This is a genomic window from Serratia sp. DD3 (assembly GCF_000496755.2).
Genome location: NZ_AYKS02000089.1, coordinates 1 through 23,056 on the forward strand (window position 1 = coordinate 1; position 23,056 = coordinate 23,056).

The 23,056-nt window shown below is 49.2% G+C and carries 22 protein-coding genes; 13 read left to right on the forward strand and 9 right to left on the reverse strand.

Annotated elements, in window-relative coordinates; genetic code table 11:
- Positions 1-113: 113 nt before the first annotated feature.
- On the reverse strand, positions 114-2,285 hold the full coding sequence (gene speF / locus IO95_RS17375; RefSeq protein ID WP_023490609.1) for an ornithine decarboxylase SpeF: 2,172 nt from the start codon (positions 2,283-2,285) through the stop codon (positions 114-116).
- A 288-nt stretch (positions 2,286-2,573) separates the two neighbouring features.
- On the opposite strand from speF, the gene IO95_RS17380 reads away from it, so the two are divergent.
- Positions 2,574-3,011, forward strand: coding sequence for a YhbP family protein (locus tag IO95_RS17380; protein ID WP_023490608.1), 438 nt, complete (start codon positions 2,574-2,576; stop codon positions 3,009-3,011).
- A gap of 98 nt (positions 3,012-3,109) precedes the next feature.
- Here the strand turns inward: IO95_RS17380 and IO95_RS17385 are convergent, their stop codons facing one another.
- Entirely contained in the window at positions 3,110-3,874 is a 765-nt protein-coding gene (locus IO95_RS17385) for a UTRA domain-containing protein (protein WP_200874181.1), read from the reverse strand.
- Between the two features lie 205 nt (positions 3,875-4,079).
- On the opposite strand from IO95_RS17385, the gene IO95_RS17390 reads away from it, so the two are divergent.
- The 7 genes from IO95_RS17390 (at position 4,080) to IO95_RS17420 (ending at position 10,766) form a co-directional block, all read left to right on the forward strand.
- Positions 4,080-5,126 (forward strand): ABC transporter substrate-binding protein, encoded by a 1,047-nt coding sequence (locus IO95_RS17390; protein WP_037386423.1) that lies wholly within the window; start codon positions 4,080-4,082, stop codon positions 5,124-5,126.
- Between the two features lie 9 nt (positions 5,127-5,135).
- On the forward strand, positions 5,136-5,969 hold the full coding sequence (locus IO95_RS17395) for an alkaline phosphatase family protein (RefSeq protein ID WP_037386426.1): 834 nt from the start codon (positions 5,136-5,138) through the stop codon (positions 5,967-5,969).
- 2 nt (positions 5,970-5,971) lie between these two features.
- Positions 5,972-6,865, forward strand: coding sequence for an ABC transporter permease subunit (locus IO95_RS17400; protein ID WP_235186789.1), 894 nt, complete (start codon positions 5,972-5,974; stop codon positions 6,863-6,865).
- The gene (locus tag IO95_RS17405) at positions 6,858-7,634 is read left to right on the forward strand and encodes an ABC transporter permease (protein ID WP_023490603.1); all 777 of its coding nucleotides are present in this window, start codon (positions 6,858-6,860) and stop codon (positions 7,632-7,634) included. The genes IO95_RS17400 and IO95_RS17405 overlap by 8 nt, the downstream gene beginning before the upstream one ends.
- Positions 7,635-7,640: 6 nt before the next feature.
- Entirely contained in the window at positions 7,641-8,648 is a 1,008-nt protein-coding gene (locus IO95_RS17410) for an ABC transporter ATP-binding protein (protein WP_023490602.1), read from the forward strand.
- A gap of 215 nt (positions 8,649-8,863) precedes the next feature.
- Entirely contained in the window at positions 8,864-9,517 is a 654-nt protein-coding gene (locus IO95_RS17415; protein ID WP_023490601.1) for an HAD family phosphatase, read from the forward strand.
- Between the two features lie 181 nt (positions 9,518-9,698).
- The gene (locus IO95_RS17420; protein WP_037386354.1) at positions 9,699-10,766 is read left to right on the forward strand and encodes a DUF1176 domain-containing protein; all 1,068 of its coding nucleotides are present in this window, start codon (positions 9,699-9,701) and stop codon (positions 10,764-10,766) included.
- Between the two features lie 150 nt (positions 10,767-10,916).
- Here the strand turns inward: IO95_RS17420 and IO95_RS17425 are convergent, their stop codons facing one another.
- The gene (locus tag IO95_RS17425) at positions 10,917-11,453 is read right to left on the reverse strand and encodes a hypothetical protein (RefSeq protein WP_023490599.1); all 537 of its coding nucleotides are present in this window, start codon (positions 11,451-11,453) and stop codon (positions 10,917-10,919) included.
- A 266-nt stretch (positions 11,454-11,719) separates the two neighbouring features.
- On the opposite strand from IO95_RS17425, the gene IO95_RS17430 reads away from it, so the two are divergent.
- The 5 genes from IO95_RS17430 (at position 11,720) to IO95_RS17450 (ending at position 14,899) form a co-directional block, all read left to right on the forward strand.
- Positions 11,720-12,025: a helix-turn-helix domain-containing protein gene (locus IO95_RS17430; RefSeq protein ID WP_023490598.1), complete on the forward strand. Its 306-nt coding sequence runs from the start codon at positions 11,720-11,722 to the stop codon at positions 12,023-12,025.
- A complete protein-coding gene (locus IO95_RS17435; protein WP_037386357.1) occupies positions 12,022-13,272 on the forward strand; it encodes a type II toxin-antitoxin system HipA family toxin in 1,251 nt (416 codons plus the stop codon). The genes IO95_RS17430 and IO95_RS17435 overlap by 4 nt, the downstream gene beginning before the upstream one ends.
- A 272-nt stretch (positions 13,273-13,544) precedes the next feature.
- Positions 13,545-14,171, forward strand: a complete 627-nt coding sequence (locus IO95_RS17440; RefSeq protein WP_023491892.1) for an NAD(P)H-binding protein — start codon at positions 13,545-13,547, stop codon at positions 14,169-14,171.
- A 156-nt stretch (positions 14,172-14,327) separates the two neighbouring features.
- On the forward strand, positions 14,328-14,615 hold the full coding sequence (locus IO95_RS17445; RefSeq protein WP_023491894.1) for a type II toxin-antitoxin system RelB/DinJ family antitoxin: 288 nt from the start codon (positions 14,328-14,330) through the stop codon (positions 14,613-14,615).
- Positions 14,616-14,623: 8 nt separating this feature from the next.
- On the forward strand, positions 14,624-14,899 hold the full coding sequence (locus tag IO95_RS17450; protein WP_023491895.1) for a type II toxin-antitoxin system RelE/ParE family toxin: 276 nt from the start codon (positions 14,624-14,626) through the stop codon (positions 14,897-14,899).
- On the opposite strand, the gene nrdG is transcribed toward IO95_RS17450, so the two are convergent.
- The 6 genes from nrdG to IO95_RS17480 form a co-directional block, all read right to left on the reverse strand.
- Positions 14,896-15,360 (reverse strand): anaerobic ribonucleoside-triphosphate reductase-activating protein, encoded by a 465-nt coding sequence (gene nrdG, locus IO95_RS17455; protein ID WP_023491897.1) that lies wholly within the window; start codon positions 15,358-15,360, stop codon positions 14,896-14,898. The genes IO95_RS17450 and nrdG overlap by 4 nt on opposite strands.
- Before the next feature lie 125 nt (positions 15,361-15,485).
- On the reverse strand, positions 15,486-17,624 hold the full coding sequence (gene nrdD, locus IO95_RS17460; protein ID WP_023491899.1) for an anaerobic ribonucleoside-triphosphate reductase: 2,139 nt from the start codon (positions 17,622-17,624) through the stop codon (positions 15,486-15,488).
- 498 nt (positions 17,625-18,122) lie between these two features.
- On the reverse strand, positions 18,123-20,156 hold the full coding sequence (locus IO95_RS17465) for a glycoside hydrolase family 3 N-terminal domain-containing protein (protein WP_023490245.1): 2,034 nt from the start codon (positions 20,154-20,156) through the stop codon (positions 18,123-18,125).
- A gap of 627 nt (positions 20,157-20,783) precedes the next feature.
- Entirely contained in the window at positions 20,784-21,305 is a 522-nt protein-coding gene (locus IO95_RS17470; RefSeq protein WP_023490246.1) for a hypothetical protein, read from the reverse strand.
- A 120-nt stretch (positions 21,306-21,425) separates the two neighbouring features.
- Positions 21,426-22,256: a hypothetical protein gene (locus IO95_RS17475; RefSeq protein ID WP_037386360.1), complete on the reverse strand. Its 831-nt coding sequence runs from the start codon at positions 22,254-22,256 to the stop codon at positions 21,426-21,428.
- Positions 22,257-22,466: 210 nt separating this feature from the next.
- Positions 22,467-23,012, reverse strand: a complete 546-nt coding sequence (locus tag IO95_RS17480; RefSeq protein WP_037386363.1) for a hypothetical protein — start codon at positions 23,010-23,012, stop codon at positions 22,467-22,469.
- Positions 23,013-23,056 lie beyond the last annotated feature (44 nt).

A 23,056-nucleotide genomic window follows, 5' to 3' on the forward strand; every position in this document is an offset into this window, starting at 1 on the left:
GGGGCACGCCGCGTTAGCCTGTGGAGAGATGGCAGCTTTAGGCCGCTCGATGAAGCAGGAACCCACCGAGGCGAGTCAGGCTTCGGTCTGAACGCTGTAGGGATCCTCGCCCTTTAGGGCGGGGAGGATGTCAATACATATCCATAGGTTCGGCTCCAGCCATCTTCATCGTGCTGGATGTACACACCTTGCAGCTCAGGGGCGAAGCCAGGTAATAAATTAATCCCTTCTTCCAATGCCAGAAAATAACGTTGTGCCGCGCCGCCCCAAACTTCACCGGGGACAACACATAACACCCCTGGTGGGTATGGTAAGGCTCCTTCAGCAGCAATTCTGCCTGCTGCTTGTGCCAAGGCGACTAATTCCACATTGCCACGCACTAACTGCGTATTGGCATCTTGCGGGTTCATCACCACGGGTGGGAAATGTGCTTTGCGGAACATCTCTTTTTGTAATTGCTTAACATTATGGCTGACGTATAAATCGTGCATTTCTTGGCACAGTTGGCGCAACGTATAGTTGTGATAACGCGCTTGATGGTTTTTATACACCGTCGGTAACACCTCACTCAGCAATGAATCCTGTTCGATATGCTTTTCGAAACGGGCAAGCAGTGCCACCAAGTGAGCCATTTTGGCGCTGTCTTCTGCCGGCGTCAGCAGGAACAGAATCGAGTTGAGGTCACATTTTTCCGGCACAATACCGTTTTCACGCAGGTAATTAGCCAGAATAGTGGCTGGAATACCAAAGTGGCTATATTCCCCATTGCTGGTATCGATACCGGGTGTGGTTAACAGTAGCTTGCAGGGGTCAACAAAATATTGTGAGGCAGCATAATCTTCAAAGGCATGCCATTTCTCCCCAGGGACGAAGTCAAAAAAGCGCAGGTCATTCGCCATGGTTTCTGTGCTGTAAGATTGCCAAGGTTTGCCATCAACCTGCTCTGGCACAAAGGGTTTAATCATCGAGCAGGTTGCCAGCAGCATTTTGCGTGTTTCAATACCCAGGTGAACGCACTCTTTCCACAGGTGTGGTCCGCTCTTGCCTGCATGCATTTTGGCATTAACATCCAAGGCGGCAAACAACGGGTAGAACGGGCTGGTGGAAGCATGCAGCATAAACGCATTATTAAAACGTTTATGGTTGCAGTAGCGATCTTGCCCTTTGATATGTTTGTCTTTTTTATGGATTTGTGAAGTCTGCGAGAACCCAGCCAGCTGTTTATGCACTGATTGGGTGACGATAATGCCCGGGTCGTTTTCATTCAGCTCCAGTAACAGTGGCGAGCAATCTTTCATCATCGGAATAAATTGCTCGTAACCCACCCAGGCAGAATCAAACAGAATGTAGTCACACAGGTGGCCAATGGTGTCTACCACTTGGCGGGCATTATAAATAGTGCCGTCATACGTGCCCAATTGGATAATCGCCAGGCGGAACGGGCGCGCTTGATTGGCGCGTTCAGGGGCAACTTCACGGATTTGCTGGCGCAAATAGGGCTCTGCAAAGCAGTGGGAATCAATCCCGCCAATAAAGCCGAAGGGGTTGCGCGCGGTTTCCAAGTAGACCGGTGTGGCCCCCGCCTGGATCAGTGCGCCGTGGTGGTTGGATTTGTGGTTATTTCGGTCAAACAGCACCAGATCGCCACGGCTTAGCAGCGCATTGGTCACCACCTTGTTGGAGGCTGAAGTCCCATTGAGCACAAAATAGGTTTTGTCGGCATTGAATACTTTGGCGGCATATTGTTGTGCCTCGCAGGGGGCACCTTCATGGATCAACAGATCCCCCAGCTTGACATCGGCATTGCACATATCCGAACGGAAGATAGTTTCACCGTAAAAATCAAAGAACTGGCGGCCAGCAGGGTGTTTGCGGAAGAATGCTCCCCCTTGGTGCCCAGGGCAAGCAAAGGTCGCGTTACCCATTTCGACATACTTGGTTAGGGTATCAAAGAAGGGCGGCAGCAGTTCACTTTCATATTTCACTGCGGCGGCTTCCAACTGTTTGCCATACAATGGGCTGTTGTTGCTACCGAGTTCAAATATCCCATACAGAGCAGCTAATACACTACTCTCCAGTTCTTGTTCGCCACTCACCGTGACAAAAATCGGGATATCCAGGCCAGTTTCTGCTAACTGAACCAACATACCTTGTTGCACATCTTCAATCGCCAGGACGATGGCAGCAACATCATTAAAATCACTTTGATGCACATCGATAATTTCACGTGTGGTGGTAAAGCATCCTACCGTTTTTGTGTTGGCGGCAATTTTTAGTTTTTTCATTGGTCAACGTATTCCACTGGCAAATCGGCTCGCCATCAATCAAGCTGCAGGGGGCTTTCTCACTCCTCCAGCGGTTTGGCAAGCACTGCGTATTATTTTAAGTATTAAAGGCGGGATTATAAGGCAGAATGTATCTCCATTGTTATGACATTCTTGTAACTGAATTTGCATTTTTATGCGAGATTTGATGAGAATTATGCTGTTTAGCCTTGGTGGGGGTAATCGTTAATGATGGCTCTTGGCGGTTAAACTCGGCAATAAGATATTCTCTGCTCTAGGAGACTCAGCGTGAACCCCAGCGAAGACCAACAACACATTATCCGTTTTCTCAACCAGCAGCATCTGCTCACGTTGTGTGCTGGCAACGGTTTGGATATGTGGTGCGCCAACTGCTTTTATGTGTTTGATGCGCCGCGTATGGCATTGTGGTTAATGACGGAACCCCATACCCGCCACGGCACGCTGATGCAGCAACATCACCAGGTGGTGGGGACCATTGCGCCACAACCCAAGAGCATCGCCCTGATTAAAGGGGTGCAATACGCTGGTGACATCAGGTTACTGCAAGGGGATGAAGCCCAACAGGCCAGCGCACATTACTGCAAGCGTTTCCCGGTCGCCAAGGTTATGAACACCCCCGTCTGGCAGATCACCTTGCAAGAGGTGAAGATGACCGATAACACCTTGGGTTTTGGTAAAAAGCTGTATTGGCAGCGTGCGGATTAACGGCTCACTCATCCGCTTCATTCATTACGGCAAGTGGCAGCCAGAAGGGGAAAGAGTGCTGGAGCCTGTCCGCCAGCGCTTTCTCCGTGCGTGTCCATCTATTGCCTGGGTGTTACCGGGCGAGTATCAAGGCAGATGCGAATGGCATCAGGCCGCCAATGTTCAATATCACAATCCACTAAAGCGCCTTGCGGATCATAGTTGACCCGTACTAGCCGTAATACGGCACTCCCTTCTGCCAGATTGAGCGTCTGGGCGATAGTTCCGCGTGCTGCCGATGGGGTGATCTCAAGTGTGGCCCCCCCTTGGCCTATGCCATAACGTTGCTGGTAGAGCTCTGTAAGGGAACCTTCCAACGAGGCAGTAGCGATATCAGGAAAGCGGCTTGCCAGCAGATGGTGGCTGACATGTAACACGGGACGACCATCGATCAGTCGCTGGCGTTGGATCTCGTAGAGGGGAGTGAAAGGGACTATCTCCATCCATTGGCAGAGTTCGCTGCTGGCCAGAGTGCTACCGTGAGCCAATAGCCGGGTCTGGGCGATGCGTTGTTGCTGCTCGATCCATTGGTGAAAATGGGTGTGGATAGCTGGGGCATAGGTGAGCCGAGGCGGCGCGACAAACCAACCGCGTCGTTCGGCTCGATAGATAAGGCCATCGGCTTCCAGGTTAGAGAGCGCTTCCTTGATGGTGATACGGGTGGTGGTAAAGTGTTCACTCAGGCTCCTTTCAGAGGGCAATTGTTGGCCTGCCACCAACTGACTACTGCTGATATAGCGGCGCAGGGTCTGGCAAATCTGTTCACCTTTGGAGAGGCTACGGCCATCCACCAGGCCTGGTTCGCTGAATAGCTGCTCAGTCACTGTCATATTACCTATTGGTTATTATCTTGTTTTATGGCTGGAATAGACCAGCCTTATTCGAACAGGTAGTTGTAACGGGTGTGGATGACAGTGCGATGACAGCGGTTGTGTCATCAAACTATCATCAAACCGCACCGTAATCGTCATATTTCACCTCTAACATTCCCCTATAACCATAATTGACCTAGTCCAGGGGAATGAAATGATAAAGAAAGTGATCGCAAGTGCATTGACCATGGTGGCACTGAGCCAGCCGCTCTTTGCCGCCGACAATATTGCCGATTTGGAGAAAGCAGCCCGCAGCGAAGGCCAGCTCAACAGTATCGGCATGCCAGATAGCTGGGCTAACTGGAAAGATACCTGGCAGCAATTGGGCAGCATTTACGGTATCAAGCATCAAGATACTGACATGAGCTCAGCCCAGGAAATTGCCAAATTCTCTGCCGAAAAAGCCAATGCTACCGCCGATATCGGTGACGTAGGCGGCGCCTTTGGGCCAGTAGCGGTTAAGCAAGGGGTAACCCAGCCTTACAAGCCTACCACCTGGGGTGATATTCCCAACTGGGCCAAAGATGCTGACGGCCACTGGATGCTGGCCTATACCGGCACCATTGCCTTCCTGGTCAACAAAGATCTGGTGAAGTCGACACCAACCAGTTGGCAATCTCTGCTCACCGGGGACTACAAAGTGACTCTGGGGGATGTGGGTGTGGCTTCTCAGGCCAATAACGGTGTGCTGGCGGCGGCCTTTGCCACTGGCGGCAGCGAGAAGAACCTAAAACCGGCTTTGGAATTGTTCGCTCAGTTAGCCAAGCAAGGCCGTCTGTCACTGAATGACCCTACCATCGCCAATATTGAGAAGGGTGAAGTGGAAGTAGCGGTACTGTGGGATTTCAACGCCCTCAACTACCGTGATCGGATCGACCCGAACAAGTTTGATGTGGTGATCCCTAGCGATGGCTCAGTGACCGCCGGTTATACCACCATCATCAACAAGTGGGCCAAGAACCCCAATGCGGCAAAATTGGCACGCGAATACATCCTCTCTGATGCGGGGCAAATTAACCTGGCCCGTGGTTACGCCCGCCCGATCCGCAGCAATGTGGTATTGCCAGATGACGTGAAGAGCAAATTAATCTCTGCCGAGCAGTATGCCAATGCCAAGCCAGTGAGTGACCAGGCGGCGTGGGAGAAAAGCTCGAAAGAACTGCCGCGCAAGTGGCAAGAATTTGTCATGATCAACATGAAGTAAGGGATGAACGTGCAACACAAGGTAATAGTGGTACTTGTTGATGGCCTCAGTGCTGAGATAGCCCATACCATGGGCTATCTGGCCGGGATGGTGGAAGCGGAGCGCGGTCTTTATACCACGCTGAATTGTGCTCTGCCTTCTCTTTCCCGCCCGCTTTATGAGTGCATCCTGACTGGGGTAGCGCCAGTGGCCAGTGGCATCACTCACAATGGCATCTGCCGCCTGAGCCAACATGATTCTATCTTTCATCTTGCCCGTGCGGCGGGGAAAACCACCGCGGCGGCGGCTTACCACTGGATCAGCGAACTGTACAATCGCGCTCCTTGGCAAGCCAGCCGGGATCGTTTTACCCATGATGAACAACTGCCGATCCAGCATGGCTGTTTTTACTGCGATGACAGCTACCCGGACAGCCATCTGCTGATGGATGGCGAGTGGCTGAGAACCCAATATGATCCCGACTTTTTGTTGATCCACCCAATGGGTGTGGATGACACCGGTCACCGCTTCGGGCTGGATTCGCGCCAATATCGTAATCAGGCGCGGCGCATGGACGGCCTGCTGGCGGATCTTCTGCCTCAGTGGTTGGCGGAGGGGTATCAGGTACTGGTGACCTCAGATCACGGCATGAACAACGACTTGAGCCACGGTGGTATTTTGCCGGAAGAGCGCACGGTGCCGCTGTGGTTGTTTGGTGATGCTTTCGTCGCACAATGGCCTGCTGGAGCCAGCATCCAGCAGACTCAACTCTGTGCACTGATGGCGGATCTGCTTGGGGTTGCTCACCAAAAATCGCGTGGGCCATCGCTACTCAAAGCGGCCTTGTTGCCTGAGGTGCATTGATGATGTCTGCAACAACCCAGACAGTGCGGGATCAACAGCGGATCCCGCACGCTGTCCGCCGCCACTGGCTTCCGGCACTGGTGTTATTGCCTTTTGCTCTGTTGATGTTCTTGTTCCAGTTGGCTCCCTTGGTGTGGGTGCTGGTGGGGAGTTTTCAGACATCAGAAGGTTGGGGCATCGATAATTACCAGGAGATACTCAGCTCGCCTTTTTACCTGCAAGCGTTCAGTAACTCATTGAGTATCTCGGGTATTGCCAGCTTGGCTGGGCTGATTATTGGCACCTTGGGTGCTGCGGCACTGCGACACAGCGGGGAACGCATCAAGCGCTTGCTGCTGGCTTTCGTCACCATGACCAGCAACTTCAGCGGTGTTCCCTTGGCATTTGCCTTCATCATTATTCTCGGCATTAATGGCGCCATCACGTTGCTGCTCAAGTCCTGGGGGTGGATTGACGGTTTCAACCTCTATTCAGGGGCGGGCCTGATCCTGATTTACATCTATTTTCAGATCCCGCTGGCTATTTTGCTGCTCTATCCAGCCTTTGATGCGCTACAGGATGAGTGGCCGCAAGCGGCCGCGTTACTGGGGGCTAGCAAGCGACAGTATGTGTGGCATGTGGCGTTACCGGTGTTGACGCCGGCGCTGCTGGGCACACTGATTATTCTGTTTGCCAATGCGGTGGGTGCCTATGCGTCGGCCTATGCCCTCACTACGGGCAACTTCAATCTAGTGACCATCCGGGTAGCCAGCCTGGTCTCTGGTGATATCTTCCTTGAGCCGAATCTGGCGGCAGCATTGGCGGTGATCCTGCTGGTGTTGCTGGGGGTTGTCACTGCAGCTAACCAGTGGTTATTGAAAAAGAGCTATATCAACAAGGGGAATAAGCATGCATGACGTCAAACCAAGCTGGCCCCGCTGGGTGTTGGTGGTTCTGGTCACCCTGCTGTTATTGCCTCTGTTGGCGACCTTTATCTATTCAATCTCCACTCGTTGGGGGGCCACTCTGTTACCCGACGGGTTGACCTTTAACTGGTATATCAAACTGTGGGGCGATCCGCGTTTTCTGGCGGCTTTTGGCCGTAGTTTGCTGGTCTGCTTCGCCACCCTGTTGTTAGGGACGTTGGTGTTGGTGCCGACGGTACTGGTGGTGGCTTACTACTTCCCTAAGCTCGATCCTTGGATGAACCTGCTGATCCTGCTGCCGTTTGCAGTGCCCCCAGTAGTTTCTTCGGTGGGGCTGTTGCAGATCTATGCTGATGGCATCCTGCCCATTGTCGGGACGCCGTGGATCCTGATCGGTACCTGGTTCACCATTGTGTTGCCCTTTATGTATCGGGCACTGGCGAATAATCTGCAAGGGATCCCCCTTAAGGACCTGATGGATGCCGCTCACTTACTCGGTGCCAGCAGTAGCCGTGCTTTCGCCATTGTGGTGTTGCCCTGTCTACGCAAAGGGCTGTTGGCGGCGCTGTTTCTGTCGCTCTCCTTCCTGCTTGGCGAATTTGTGTTTGCCAATATCTTGGTCGGTACCCGTTTCGAAACTTTGCAGGTCTACCTCTACAATATGCGCGCCACCTCGGGCCATTTCACCAGCGCGCTGGTAATGAGCTATTTTCTGTTGACTCTGCTGCTCACTTGGGCGGCCAATCGCTTTCATCGGTGATCCTACATGTTCCATCTAGAAGTGAATCAACTGCACAAATCTTACGGCGAGACCAAAGTCTTCGCAGAGATTGAGTTTGGCATCAGCAAAGGGGAACTGGTCACCCTGTTAGGGCCTTCGGGTTGTGGCAAGTCCACATTGCTCCGGGCTTTAGCGGGGCTGACCCCGGTCGATAGCGGCCAGATAAGGGTAGCCGGGGAGGATATTACCCGGCTGGCTCCCCAGAAGCGTGGTATCGGTATGGTGTTTCAGAGCTATGCGCTGTTCCCGAATATGACCGTATGGGATAACGTCGCCTTTGGCCTTAAAATGAAACCTCAACCAGGGCGGGAATTGTCTGCCAGTGTACGAGAGGCGCTGGCACTGGTGGAACTGGAAGGTTTTGAGCGGCGGTACCCCACTGAACTCTCTGGCGGCCAGCGTCAGCGGGTAGCCTTGGCGAGAGCACTGGTGGTGCGCCCACGGATCCTGCTGCTGGATGAGCCTTTGTCGGCGCTTGACGCCAGAATTCGCCGCAGCTTGCGCCAGCAGATCCGCGAGATCCAGCAGAATCTGCAACTGACGACTATCTTTGTCACCCATGATCAGGAAGAGGCGTTGACCATGTCGGATCGGGTCTTCCTGATGAACCAAGGGAAGATAGTGCAAAGCGGCAGGCCAGACCAGATTTATACGCAACCTGCCAGCGAATTTGTGGTGGGTTTTATTGGCAACTATAACCTGTTGGGGCCGGAGCAGGGCAAGTCTCTATTTGGCGCACAGTTTAGTAGCAAGCTGGCATTGCGGCCGGAAGCGATCACTCTGCTGCCGGCAGGTGGGCAGAGCACCGATCCTTGTCTCCCTGGCGTTATTCACCAGCAGCAGTTGCTCGGTAATGTGATCCGTTATCAAGTGGCCTGTGAGGCGGGGTTGTTGACGGTGGATGTGCTTAACCGTTCGGCCAGTGATCTGCTGCCAGTGGGTACCGCAGTGACGCTGGCGGTAGCCCGGGATCAGCTTTGTGAAGTTGCCTAAATAACCGTGCCGAATGTTGCCCCAGGTTGGGAGTCAGGCTGGTGGGTATGATGCAGGTTAGCTGACCGTGGAGCGCAAGGACGCGCGATACGAGCCCCCATATAGGGGTTCACGGCGTTTCGCATCATGCCCATCCGTAGCACGACCAAGCGCAATTATTTGGCTGATAGTTTGTTTTCTTGTGGTTTATACCTAAGTAATTACCAGGAGTGGTGATGGCACTGGCACTATTTGATTTGGACGATACCCTGCTCTGCGGCGACTCTTCTAGCCTGTGGATGGAATATATGGTGGCGCAACAGTTGGCTCCGGCAACGATGCTTGCTGAAGAAAAAGCCATGATGACGCTCTACTATCAGGGCAAGATGGATATGCATCAATATATGGCTTTTACCCTGCAGCCGCTGGTGGGCAAGTCCCGTCAGTGGCTCGGCCAACAGAGTCAGGACTTTATTGAGCGGGTGTTGCGCCAGCGTGTTTACCCGGAAGGGATAGCCCGTATCGAATGGCATCGCCAACGGGGTGATACCTTGATATTGGTTTCCGCCACCGGGGAACACTTGGTGGCACCAATGGCCCAGATGCTGGGGATGGATCACTGCGTTGCCATCCTGCTGGAAGAAGAGCAGGGCAGGTTGACCGGCCAGACATACGGTACGCTGAGCTTTCGTGAAGGCAAAGTGGCCCGCATCAAGCAGCTATTCGGCGAGCAGCCAGACCTCTGGCAGGGCAGTTTCGGTTACAGCGATTCCCACAATGACTTGCCGATGTTGCAGGCAGTAGCCCACCCCTACGCCGTCAATCCGTATCCGGGTTTACGTCAACTTGCTGATGAGCATCACTGGCCTATTCTTGAATGGCAGCTCTAACTATTCTCTCTGTTCCCTTGGCCTGAAGTTTGGCATCACTCCCGCTTCTTTGTTATCGCACCGGGTGTATACCGGTGCGCCTCCGCAGTCGGCTAACCTGCGTACTCGCACTGGTAGCACTATTCCGCGCAGCTCTTTATATTGTGGTGAACACTTCCACTATTCCTTAATGCGGTATCCCATGAACCATAAAAAAATAGCGGCAATTATATTGGCAAGTAGTTTTGTTTCCTCGGCGATGGCGCAGGATGAGTGGGTTTCTTTTGCACACAAGAACTGGGAACTGGTTTGTGATAACACCCATACCTGCCGTGCGGCGGGTTACAGTAACGGTGAGGAGGGGTCCACGGGCTCAGTGCTGATTACCCGCCTTGCTGGCCCGGGTACGCAACCCACTGGGGCGGTGACGTTGGCGGATATTGAGTCTAATGAATCTTCCCCGGTACCCAAATTGACTCTGTGGATTAATGACAAATTGATGGGGAACGTCCAGCCCACTCAAGATGGCATCTGGCATTTATCAACCAGCCAAACGCAGGCGCTGCTCAAAACGGTCAACGGCAGTGGCAAAGTTGAATTTAAAGGCGGGCCAGTTTCTTTTGTATTATCCGGGGATGGGGCCACTGCCGTATTACTGAAAATGGATGATGTGCAAGGGCGTATTGGCACTCCGGGTGCATTAACTAAAAAAGGCGATAAACCGGAAAGCAGCGTACCAGCAGCGATTCCTGCCCCGGTGATTCAATGGGTCAAAGTGAGTGATGTGCCGGAGCGTCTACTCACTGCACCAGAAATAGCAGCGTTAAAACCAAAACTGTTGGCAATGTTAAAACCGGATGATTGTGAGCACCTATGGTTTGATTTGAAGAATAATTCAGATTTAGGCACATCTGCGGACCATGAGGATGCCTTAACACTGACCCCACTGGGTAACGACCATGCGTTGATCTCTACACTCTGTTGGCGAGCCGCCTATAACCAAGGTTATGGTTATTGGGTTATCGACAATGCATTGAAAACTGACCCGGTTTTGGTGACCAACTCCGCTTCAGGCTATAGTCAAGGGGTGATTTCCCTAGGGCAAAGAGGGCGCGGGTTGGGGGATTGCTTTTCAACAGCACGTTGGCTATGGGATGGTGAAACCTTCCACAAAAGCCGTGAAGCGACCACCGGGATGTGCAGCTATATCCATTTGGGCGGCACCTGGGATCTGCCGACGTTTGTCACAGAGGTCAAACCCGCTTTATAAAGGCACCATGATTAAGCTGAAACCGCTCAGTTATTTTAAAACCGTGGTGGGGCCGGGCTCTGTTTCTGTGGCTTCCGCCATGCGGTATATCGCCCAGCCCCATTAGGTAGGGTCAACTCAGTTGGAGCCAGAAACAAACAGCGAGCAACATCACGGTACGGCGCATAAGTGCATATCTTTGGGGGCATCAGTTGACCCCTGTAGGTCTTCTTCAGGAATGCGTTGGAAGGCGCGCCAGTGTGATTCATCGATCGAGACAACTGTCCCGCTATCAAGGCATAGCGATTCAACACTGTGGGGTTTGGTATCGCATTGAACGCTGCCGAGTAGGCAGCGTTCCCAGATTTTTATTTGGGTTTTCGACTCAGTGCCGGTGGTGTTGACTGTCACTGGTTTGGTGGCAATGATCATATAACTAAAGTCGCCATTGGGATAATGGCGCTTCCAGTCATCCGGCCAATATCTTTTATGTAATCCATAACCATAAATTGAAAAAGCAGGCAGTGTCGAAATCGATACCAGTATCACGGTGATGGCGGCCAGGCTACGGCAGGTTTGGCCTGTTCGAGACCACACCAGCAGACCGATAACAGGGAAGATAATAGCGCATATTACAACCCAGGTTAGTAATGAGTTCAGGGCATTTATGGCGCAGGTCTCGCCACAATACTTGGGTTCGAAGGCCATGAGATAACTACACCACAAAAGAAGCCTGCAATAATCAACAGCAGACTTGCCCAAAGACGTTTCATATGACCTCCCTGTTGTAGATTGCCCTCAGACAACCCAAGGCATGCTATACCCAAATTCCTTAAACCACTACATCAGCAAAGTGGCGGGAAAAAGGACTATAGCCCCATTTTGAACTTTGCTTAGATTTGCTAAATGACTAATGTGGGACTATATTCCCATTATTCCTTTTAAATTGGGAATATAGTCCCATTGGTGATGGTATGGCAAAGCGAGACTTACACAGTGTGCTGTTTCCAAAGCAGCGAAAAATTCTCACTCACTTTGGTGAGGATTTGTTGCTAGCGATGAAACGACGCCGATTAACCAAAAAGATGCTCTGCGAGCGAACTGGGTTTGACCATAAAACGGTAAATAAGGTATTTGCCGGCGATCCTGGTGTGGCAATTGGTACTTATTTGAAAATTATGGCTGTTCTGGGTATGGAGAGTAACTTCTCAGAGCTGGCGGCACATGACGAATTAGGCATCAAGTTGCAAAATATCAAATTACTGGAAGGTTCAAAATGAGCCGTGAACTAGTCGAGGTTTATGCAGATTGGCAACCCATTGGGCAGCCATTATTAATGGGTCATTTGACTTATAGTGATTCAAGTCGTGGTGGTGTGTTCAGTTTTTCTTATAACAAGACATTTTTAAAATCTCCCTACTGCCTGCAAATTGATCCCTTACTGACGCTGTATGAGGGTGAATTATACAATGACCAAGCGGATAAAAACTTTCGTGCCTTTTTAGATTCATCCCCAGATCGCTGGGGGCGTATTTTGATGCAGCGTAGGGCGGCGATCGAACATCGCAAAGGCATTCGGCCGAATAATCGACTTACTGAGCTCGATTATTTGCTTGGGGTGCATGATAGCTACCGCATGGGCGGCATTCGTTTTAAAAAAAACGGCTCATCTGATTTTCTGGATAACAATGCTGAATTTTCCGCGCCACCGATGGTAATGCTTCGTGAGCTAGAGCATGCCGCTATCCAAATTGAAAAAGACGATAATATTGACAGTGATGAATATTACCGATGGTTGAAAATGTTGATTTCGCCTGGCTCTTCTTTAGGTGGATCTAGGCCAAAAGCCTGTGTTACCGACGAGCATAACCATCTGTGGATAGCGAAGTTTCCCAATTTAAATGATTCCTATGATGTCGGTGCGTGGGAGATGGTGTGTTACGAACTTGCTTTAGCGGCAGGTATTGAGATGTTTCCAAGTGAAGTACGAAAACTGTCGACACAGCACCATACCTTTTTAACCAAACGCTTTGACCGTGAGGGAAACCAGCGCCTGCATTTTTCATCGGCAATGACGCAGCTCCAATACTATAATGGCGAGCATTCACAGGGTGCCAGCTACCTTGAGCTCGCTGAATTCATTTCTAATCAGGGCGTACAAACTAAAGTCGATCTGGCTCAACTATGGCGGCGGATAGTGTTTAATATCGCCGTGTCTAACACCGACGATCACCTGCGAAACCATGGTTTTTTGCTAACGAATAAAGGCTGGAAGTTGTCACCGGCTTACGATTTAAACCCTATTGCTGGCAAGCAAGGGCTTCATCTGAACATTACCGATACAGACAACGCGCTCGATTACCAACTTGCCTTTGATGTGAAAGATTTTTTCAGGCTTTCGCAGAGTGAGGCAACGCAAATTTATAGTGAGGTGTTAAACGCGGTCAAACAGTGGCAGCAAGTTGCTCAGCGACTAGGGATCAGCCGAGCAGAGCAAGCCATCAAGCAAGAAGCATTTAATGTGTGAGTCATCTTGGTTTCGCATACTACTTTGTCTTTATTGGGACTATGTTCCCATTTTTTGCAAAAAATTGGGAACATAACCCTATTTCTAGCGAAGCACACTTTTGGCTATATTCAGCAAATGGGCGAACTGACCGCGCAAAAAAATCGAACAGTGTGCACTGCATTGTCGATGCGAGGCAAGTAACCAAAGCTAAAGCCAAAGCCAACGCCCCCGCAGCCTGATTGATAACAGGTATACTCTATGCAAATGGTCAAAGAGATAAAGAGGATCTGATGGCACGAGTATTAATCACCGGCGCTAGTGGGTTGGTAGGGGGCGAACTATTGCATTTGTTGCAATTAGACAGCCAGGTCAGCCAGATAGTGGCACCTACGCGTAGCGCACTGCTCCCTCATAGCAAATTGCAAAACCCGGTAGGGAAAGATCTACACGAGTTGTTGAACTCGTTGGCAGAACCGGTGGATAGGGTGTTTTGTTGCCTGGGAACCACGCGTCGTCAGGCCGGGAGCGCCGACGCCTTCCGCCATGTGGATTACCAACTGGTGGTTGATACCGCTCTTACTGGTCAGCGGCTGGGGGCGCAACACTGCCTGGTGGTCAGCGCGCTAGGGGCGAACCCCAGTTCTCTCTTTTTATATAACCGCACCAAAGGGCAAATGGAACAAGCGCTGCGTGAACAGCATTGGCCACGCTTGACGTTGGTGCGCCCGTCAATGCTGACGGGGCAGCGCACTCACGCCCGTTTGCTGGAGCGGCTGACTGCGCCGTTATTTAACCTGTTACCCGGCAAATGGCGTAGTGTCGCTGCCAAAGACGTGGCACAAGCCTTGTTGACCGAGGCGCTAACCCCGGGTAATGGCGTTAAGATATTGGAGTCTGACCAAATCAAGGCGGGATAATATCCCCTCAGCTCAAATCGCCGTGAGCGGGTGCCTATGCTGAGAGGAGCCTGGATAAACAGCGCATAAATTGATCTTTTTTGCTTATATTGTTGTCACAAATGTGCTAACGTGCGATCAAGTTGTGAACATAGAATCAAAGTAGGAGTGCTAAACGTGGAAAGCCGTATCCAATTTCGCATTGAATATGAAACCAAATTGCTGGCACAGAAAGCGGCAGAGTCTAAAGGTACCACGCTCAGTGAAGCATGCCGCCAATTAACTCAACAAATGGCTGACGAGCAACGGGCATCTGAACAGCATGAAAACTGGTTGCAGGAAAAGGTTGATGCCGCTTTTGCTCGTTTGCATCAGGGAAATGCCGTTTATCTTGATGAACAGCAAGTTGCAGAAAGAATGGAAAACTTCAAAGCCAAAATCAGAGCAAAATACACCGCTAAATAAGGATTGTTATGCGCATCGAATGGGACGACGTTGCGTTGCAGGACCGAGAACGCATTTTTGAATTCCTTTATCCAATCAATCCATTGGCGGCCGAGCAAGTTGATATTGAAATTGCGTTGGCCGTCGAGCGGTTGTCGGATAACCCACAATTGGGTAGGCCTTGGTACGGGGGGGCGCGAAAATTGTTGGTGAGTAAAGCATCGTTATTAGTGATATACGTCGTTTTGGATGAGGCAATAAAAATTTTAGCGATCACCCATCAACGAGAGAAATTCCCCGGTTAACGTAATTGATGTACCACTTGATTACTGCTGCCACGCCAAATCAGTGCCGGGTCTTTTAAGGCCTGGACAAATTTTCCATCTATCAACACATTGATCTGGTTGACGATTTCCATCTGCGCATTATCGAGATCTTCCAGCTTGTAGCCAGTCCATAACCAGATATCTTTACCGGTGCATTCAGCGCGCACGCGAGTGACTAACTGCAATATGGCCGGGACATTGGCTGGGTGCAAGGGGTCCCCCCCTGAGAGGGATAACCCTTGGCGTGGAATACGCTGATCATTGAGATCAGCAATTATCTGCGCTTCCATTTGTGGGGTAAACGCGATACCCGAATCGAGCCGCCAGGTGCTTTTGTTATAGCAGCCCGGGCATTGATGCTCGCAGCCAGCAACAAACAACGTGCAACGTGTGCCTGGGCCGTTGATCACATCAATGGGATAGTATTGATGGTAATTCATTTATCTCTTACCTGTTCCACGCCGACACCTGCGGTTGCCATGATGGGTATTATTGGCGAACCAAGAATAGCCATCGCTAATACCCATAGCTAATAGCCATCGCTAATACCCGTCATTAAGGGCAATTAACCAAGCTGCCCGTTGGCCAGGTGTTTTATCCGGCGTTTAACTTCTTCCTGCTTACCGGCGTTAAACGGCCTGGCATCCGGGCTGCCCAGGTAACCACAAACACGGCGGGTGACCGAGACTTTTGCCGGGTCATGGTTGCCGCATTTCGGGCAGGTAAACCCTTTGCTGGTACAAGAGAACTCGCCAGTATAGCCACACTCATAGCACTCATCGATCGGCGTATTGGTGCCGTAGTAAGGGACGCGGCTGTAGCTGTAATCCCAGACATCTTCCAACGCTTTCAGGTTGTGCTGCAGGTTCGGATATTCGCCGTAACAGATAAAGCCGCCGCTGGTCAGTGGCGGATAGGGGGCCTCAAAGTCCAGCTTGTCGTAAGGGTTGACCTTTTTCTCAACATCCAGATGGAAGCTGTTGGTGTAGTAACCTTTGTCGGTTACCCCGTCCACCACACCAAACTCACTGGTATCCAAACGGCAAAAGCGATCACACAGGTTTTCACTTGGCGTACTGTACAGGCTAAAGCCATAACCGGTTTCCGCTTTCCAGCTATCGGTGGCGGCTTTCAGGCGTTCTACAATCGCCACGGCTTTGGCGCGTAATTGCTGGTCATCGTAAACATGTTTCCCGGCACCAAACAGGGCATTGATGGTTTCATGCACACCGATATAGCCTAATGAGATCGAAGCACGGCCATGTTTGAAGATTTCGGCGACATTATCATCGGCGTTTAACCTGACACCACAGGCCCCTTCCATATACAGAATCGGCGCGACACGCGCTTTGGTGGCTTCCAGGCGCGCAATGCGCGTCATCAGGGCTTTCTTGGCCAGTAACAACCGTTCATCCAGCAACTGCCAGAAACGTGATTCATCCCCCTTGGCTTCCAGGGCAATGCGCGGCAGGTTGAGGCTGATGACGCCGATATTGTTGCGGCCATCGTGAATCAGTTCGCCATTCTCTTCATAGGTACCCAGGAAGCTGCGGCAACCCATTGGCGTTTTAAATGAACCGGTGACCTGAACCACCTGGTCGTAATTAAGAATATCCGGGTACATACGCTTGCTGGCACACTCAAGCGCCAACTGCTTGATGTCGTAGTTGGGGTCACCGAACTTGTGGTTCAAGCCGTCACGAATGGCGAAAACCAGTTTAGGGAATACCGCGGTTTTACGGTTTTTGCCCAAGCCGGCAATGCGATTTTTCAGGATCGATTGTTGAATCAACCGCGATTCCCAACCGGTGCCCAAGCCAAAACCGAAAGTGACAAATGGTGTCTGGCCGTTGGCGGTGTGCAGCGTATTGACTTCATACTCCAACGACTGGAAGGCGTCGTAACACTCTTTCTCGGTACGCGCCATCGCATAGCCTTCTACATCCGGGATCTGCCACTCTTGTGCCACTTTCCGGTGTTTCTCCAGGCTTTCACTGACAAAAGGAGCCAGGATTTCATCAATGCGGTTGATAGTAGTACCACCATAAATATGGCTGGCTACCTGTGCGATGATCTGAGCGGTAACCGCTGTGGCGGTGGAAATTGACTTCGGTGGTTCAATTTCGGCATTACCCATTTTGAAACCGTTCGTCAGCATGCCCTGCAGGTCGATCAACATGCAGTTGAACATCGGGAAGAATGGCGAGTAATCGAGGTCGTGGTAGTGGATCTCCCCACGTTCATGGGCCAGCACCACGTCACGTGGCAAAATATGCTGTTTGGCATAGTGTTTAGCGACAATACCTGCCAGCAGATCACGTTGGGTCGGGATTACTTTGCTGTCTTTATTGGCATTCTCGTTCAACAGCGCCAAATTACTCTGTTCAACCAGGCCACGGATCTCCTGGTTCAGTCTGCCGCGCAGTTCCCTGGCCACATCGCGGTCATGACGATATTCGATGTAAGTACGGGCCAACTGTTTGTATTGGCCTGCCATTAATTGGTTTTCAACCGCCTGCTGGATTTCATGAATATCGACACGTGACTGCTGTTCCATCTGTTGAGCGACCACTCGGGCGACGGTAGCACAGTAGTCGTCATCGACCACTCCGGCAGCCAGCGCGGCCCGCTCAATGGCCTGCTTGATGCGTATCTCGTCAAAAGAGACCTGGCAACCGTCCCGCTTAATCACTACTGGTTTCACGTTGTTACTCCTGTTCCCATTGGGGAGCGTCAGCTTATCCACAGGGCAAAACCGCAAGACACAAGGGCTGCGGGAGGTGTGGATGACATTGTGGATAACTACTATATATAGGTGTTTATATATTTTAGTGCACTATATATGGGTGTGTTGTGTTTTTTGTTGATGTAGGGCAAGGAATTTGGGAGAGAGTTTGAACGCTGTACAGCGGTACATTTCAGTAACAAGGGTAGCCCTTGCTATCAGGGGGACTGCATCTTATTGTTGCCAGATTGTCAAAACGTAAAGAAATCACCAAAGCGTGATTTAGATCACTTTAAGCCTCCAAAGAGAGAGCTGGGCAAGCGAAATAGGCGGTCAATAAGGCGCTGTCTATAGCGACCTGAACCGTTGAGTCAAAATGGCTGTGGATCTCTCCTGTCGCAAACAATACGAGTATTTACCCCAGCAACTCGGCTAACCAAGTTACTGGGGCTTGGTGGTGTGACAGCCTGGCTAGGGTTACAAAATACCCGCACCAATAGGGAACAGTGGGTTGGCAGAGTCATGCGGCACATCTTCTTTCTGTTCCAGCACCGCTTGCCAACTGGAGGGCAACTCGAAGGGTAATTTACCCTGTGCCTTGCTCTTACCAGTAATAACATCCAGCACGGCTTGGTCGGAAGCACCGAAGTTAGCCAGCAGCACATCCGTTTTATCGACGATATTGGTCAGGATGGCTGGGCGATCAAGGTAAACGGAAATCACCGTTGGAATATTGTGTGCCTTCACCCGTTTGATAAGCTGGTAGTCCTCACTGCCGCTATAAGTTCCGGTTTTCTTATCCAGCACCACGGTATCGGCATCGTCAAAGCCCAATTGCCCAAAGTTGACCAGTACACCAAAGGGGTAGTGGGGATCGTTTTGATGGGGAGTATCTACCCGCAGGATAGCGATTTCAGCTTCTTCTGGTGTAGCAACCACTTCCATACCATATTGTGCCGCCACGCTGGCATTAACGTTATGCAGGAACACCTTCTTACCGCTCAACGCTAAGGGTAACAGGGTACGGTTATTCTGCAGCAGGATCTGCGAACGGCGCTGTGCGTCATCCCCTTTTTGTTGGAATTCACGGTTGCCGACAATTTTCACCGCCTGAGCTTCATTGACGTAGGGTTTCTCAAACAGCCCCAGTTCAAATTTTTGCTGCAAAATACGCGTGACTGAAGCGTCGATAGTCGCCACCGGTATTTGTTGCTCGTTGATGGCGGCGATCAGATCGCTGGAGTCGGTGGTTCCGCCGAACTGGTCGATGCCGGCCTCAACCGCTTTCACCACCCGTTCTTGACGCGTGAGGTTTTCAACTCCCCATGGCATCCCGATGCCAGCGGCCCAAGGTGAAACACCAGCCGCGATATCGGCATCGCTGATACCAGTGATACATTTGCCTTCGCAGCTTTCCAAAATACCCCAGTCGCTTAACACCACACCGGTGAAACCAAAGCGGCCACGCAATATTTCGCTCAATACCAGTTTGTTAAAGCCAAAACCGACCTCCTCAACCAGTTGCTCCTTGTACCACAAATTGATTGGCTGACCGTAATAAGGCATCACCGAAGCGACCTTGGCGGCAAATGCACCTTCAAACGGCACCAAGTGGTATTCCAGGTTTTCCCCCGGGTAGACCTGCTGTTTACCAAAGGCGTTGTGCGGATCCAGCCCATTCAACTGAGGGCCACCCCCGGCAAAATGTTTGACTACCGTGATAACACTATTCGGGGTCAAGCCTTTGTCGCCATTCTGGAAGCCTTCGATATAGGCTTGCACCAAACGTTTGGCCAGTTGGTTATCTTCACCAAAGGTGCCATTGATGCGCCCCCAGCGTGGTTCGGTAGACAGGTCGGCCTGCGGTGACAATGCCATATGGATCCCGACAGCCCGATATTCCTGGCGTGCGATATCACCAAAAGTTTTGACCAGAGCAGTATCATCTATTGCTGCCAGGCCAAGGGGTTCTGGCCATTGTGAGAAGCTCCCCGCTGCAATACTGGTCGCGTTGGGGTCATTAACAAAGTGGTTGCGCGGGTCGGTACTGATGGTTAGGGGAATACCCAGGCGGGTTTTCTCGGCCATTTCCTGTAATGCGTTGTTATCAGCAGAAATAAACTGGGGGTTGCCGGCCATACGGGTAATAAAGGTGTTGGCGAGGCGTTGATTAATGTCTTCTTCGGTCGCACTGAGATCGACACGCCCGGCGTTATCAAGGGCGATGGTACCGTGCATCATGGCTCCGGCTTTTTCTTCCACGCTCATGCGGGTGGTCAGGTCGTGAGCTCGGGTGGCACTGTCGAGACGCCAGTCTTCATAAGGGTCGAGCTGACCATTTTTATTCATATCTTTAAATTTCAGCGTACCGACAGTAATAATTGGAATATTCCGACTTTCCAATTCTGCCTGAGAGCTTGGCGCCACGTAAGAATCATTATTATCACACCCGGCTAAGCTGGCCGCTAACAACCCACTGAATATCAGTATCGGCTTTCTTTTAAAACGCATAAAGAAAACTCCATATCGTGATACCGGTGATCCTTCAAGGTGCAGAATGATTGGCTAAACGGCTTGTTCACGCCCCGTCATTGGGGTAATAATTTCGAGACGCTTTACTGAATTGCCACTGACCTACGTCCTGAAGTCACTTAGGTAACAGGTAAAATAAATTATAGATGAAACGAACTTTCAGTAACCTGGTTTTTATCACTATTTTCAATTGGTTGGTTTTATATTTTTTTATTAATCATTACATATTATTCTTGCCGCATAAAGTAAATGCATGACCAATTTGAGACTCTCTTCACACTTTAGCCTGAATAATTGATCTGATGCGAAGAAAATATTTTTTGGTACCGCGCTATGTGGGTTGTAAAACCCTATTTTTGCGTAGTGAGGTCTAAATTTGGTGAGGTAAAGGATTAATCCCAAGACAATTTTATCAGGCTTCTGAGAATCACTATTCAAAGGGTGATGATGAGAAATGATAGGGCGGGAAAGGGTCGGTTGATATGAGAGGCGTTATTCTCTTTCAGGGGCGGAGCCTATTTTTTATTGGGTGATTTCTGTACGGGAAATATCTCTGCCGGTTGAAAGGTGGCGGGGGCGTCACCATTTAATACCTAGCAAGTATAATTATTTGTTATGTTTGGCATTTAACTTATCAAGATGCTGCTGAAAACCAGCCTGCATGGGAATAAGTTTATTCTGAAGTAATAACATTTCTTTAATATCTTGTTCCGAAAGTTTATCTGGATGATTAAGGTATTTGGTGATTTTGCTCGATAATTCATTTATCGTAATGAATTCCTCTTTAATTTCTTGTATTTCTTTGCTTTTAACTTGCCAATTAATCAGTTGTTCATTGGTTTTTTCAAAATTGGATATCATATTTTCAAATGCTTTTTCTTTCGTTTCTTTATTAGGGCTACTCATTGCGTTCCATAACTCGTCTGGCAACTTTTTCGTGAAGGTGTCGGATTTTTTAATAATATCATTCAAAGCAGTTAAATCTGCTTTAATGTCTGGCGTGTTATCTGCTGATAACGTTTCTTGCTTTGTTGATGCGTTACCCTCGGAAAAACTTGCTGAATGAACAGTATGACTTAATAATGCCAAGAGTGCTGTAGCACAGATAGCAGTGATTAGCTTTCTCATTATTTCTCCTTGAAACATATTATTCTGTTTTGCTTATACACAAAATAATTCGAGTTGCATGTAGGCGGCTAGCACGCAGCTAACATCTAAGCAGCTTGAAGGATAACGAGTATATTCATACTAATAAAAATCTTTAATACAGGCAACTGTAGGTACTTCTTGCATGTATTCTGTATTTAATTTATCAAGTTTGTTATAACATAAAGTCGTAATCCAACGGAATCTTGCCTTATGTGAACGCATGTTTTCCATTCCCGCTTCAGAAAGCTTATCTCGGTTTTTATAATATTCATTAAGCTTGATTGCCATTTTATTCAGGGTGACGACATCATCTCTCATATCCTGTATTTTCTTGCTTTTTATATTTAGGTTAACAAACTTGTTGTTATTTTCTTTAAAGCCAGATGTCATTATTTCAAAAAACTTTCTTTCTGCCTCTTTATCATTTTCAAACAATGCATGGCTATGCTCTTTCAGTAAATTTTCTGTTTTGGTATAGGATGTATTAAGCATTTTGTTCAAAGAAACCAAGTCATCTTTGATGTCTACAGGGTTATCCGGTAATAAATTTTCTTGTTTTTTGGCGGGGGGGCTATCTACATGCATTCTTATTTCTTGTATCTCTTGACTTTTAACCGTCAGAGCCTTAAATAGGTTGGTGAGTTCTAAAACGTTAGATTTAATTTTATCAGATGCTTTAATCATTCCATCTGTATCTTCTTTTTTTCCGGCTTCTGATAATTCACTTTGTATTTTAGCTACATCACTATTATGTGCTTTCATAAGAGTGTTTAAAGAAATTAAATCTGTTTTAATGTCTAACTTGTGATCTGCGGATAGGGTTTCTGGTTTTACTGAAAAGTTACCCTCTGAACTGCTTGCTGAGTTTGCGGTATTGCCCAATGAGGCCAAGAGAAATACAGTAAGAATAATGCTTGTTACTTTTTTCATTTTTTATCCCTTAAAAATAAGTCACATAGTATAAAAATAGCACCACGCAAACCGATGTACTGAAAGCAGGATATATTCCTTATACTGCAAGTCGTGCGTTACTCGCCTCTTCCCTGAGGCTCTTCCAACAGCCCAATGCAAGCGTTGTGTTTTGTCTTATCACTTTATTGGACTTGGGTATAAAAATACATTCCCAGTAATTAGAGTAATTTATTGAATATTGTATTCTTTATTCAATTTGCTCAGTTTTTCCCCATATATCTTCATTAGGGTGACAGATTTTTCCTGAAGAGAATTCATTTGTTGAACCTCACTTTCAGAAAGGGATTGCCCTTTTTTATTAAGTTCAATATTCTTTTTAACGAAATCCAATAATATAATTCCGATATCATTGCTTGTAACTATGTCCATTCTGATATCTTGTAATTCTTGGCTTTTAATGGTCAGCGCTTTCAATTGGTTGGTGAGTTCTATAACGCTGAATTTAACTTTATCAAATGCTTTAATCATCCCATCAGCATCTTCTTTTTTTCCAGCTTCTGATAATTCACTTTTTATTTTAGCTACATCACTATTATGTGCTTTCATAAGGCGACTTAAATCAGTTAAATCTGACTTAATGTCCGCTTTGTTATCTGATGATAATGTTTCTTGCGTTGCTGAAAAGTTACCACCTGAACTACTTGCTGAATTTGCTGTATTACCCAATGATACTAGGAGCAATGCAGAAATAATAATAGCTGTTAATTTTTTCATCTGTCTTCCTTCACATTTAAAATTAGCTTTCAAGTATATAAATA

Bases quoted from the DNA above. Each gene is read 5' to 3' on its own strand.
- IO95_RS17420 (WP_037386354.1), top strand. From the start codon at position 9,699: ATGAACCATAAAAAAATAGCGGCAATTATATTGGCAAGTAGTTTTGTT.
- IO95_RS17470 (WP_023490246.1), bottom strand. From the start codon at position 21,305: ATGAGAAAGCTAATCACTGCTATCTGTGCTACAGCACTCTTGGCATTA.
- IO95_RS17415 (WP_023490601.1), top strand. From the start codon at position 8,864: ATGGCACTGGCACTATTTGATTTGGACGATACCCTGCTCTGCGGCGAC.
- IO95_RS17405 (WP_023490603.1), top strand. From the start codon at position 6,858: ATGCATGACGTCAAACCAAGCTGGCCCCGCTGGGTGTTGGTGGTTCTG.
- IO95_RS17480 (WP_037386363.1), bottom strand. From the start codon at position 23,012: ATGAAAAAATTAACAGCTATTATTATTTCTGCATTGCTCCTAGTATCA.
- speF (WP_023490609.1), bottom strand. From the start codon at position 2,285: ATGAAAAAACTAAAAATTGCCGCCAACACAAAAACGGTAGGATGCTTT.
- nrdG (WP_023491897.1), bottom strand. From the start codon at position 15,360: ATGAATTACCATCAATACTATCCCATTGATGTGATCAACGGCCCAGGC.
- IO95_RS17440 (WP_023491892.1), top strand. From the start codon at position 13,545: ATGGCACGAGTATTAATCACCGGCGCTAGTGGGTTGGTAGGGGGCGAA.
- IO95_RS17400 (WP_235186789.1), top strand. From the start codon at position 5,972: ATGTCTGCAACAACCCAGACAGTGCGGGATCAACAGCGGATCCCGCAC.
- IO95_RS17475 (WP_037386360.1), bottom strand. From the start codon at position 22,256: ATGAAAAAAGTAACAAGCATTATTCTTACTGTATTTCTCTTGGCCTCA.
- IO95_RS17435 (WP_037386357.1), top strand. From the start codon at position 12,022: ATGAGCCGTGAACTAGTCGAGGTTTATGCAGATTGGCAACCCATTGGG.
- IO95_RS17430 (WP_023490598.1), top strand. From the start codon at position 11,720: ATGGCAAAGCGAGACTTACACAGTGTGCTGTTTCCAAAGCAGCGAAAA.
- IO95_RS17450 (WP_023491895.1), top strand. From the start codon at position 14,624: ATGCGCATCGAATGGGACGACGTTGCGTTGCAGGACCGAGAACGCATT.
- IO95_RS17465 (WP_023490245.1), bottom strand. From the start codon at position 20,156: ATGCGTTTTAAAAGAAAGCCGATACTGATATTCAGTGGGTTGTTAGCG.
- IO95_RS17410 (WP_023490602.1), top strand. From the start codon at position 7,641: ATGTTCCATCTAGAAGTGAATCAACTGCACAAATCTTACGGCGAGACC.
- IO95_RS17425 (WP_023490599.1), bottom strand. From the start codon at position 11,453: ATGGCCTTCGAACCCAAGTATTGTGGCGAGACCTGCGCCATAAATGCC.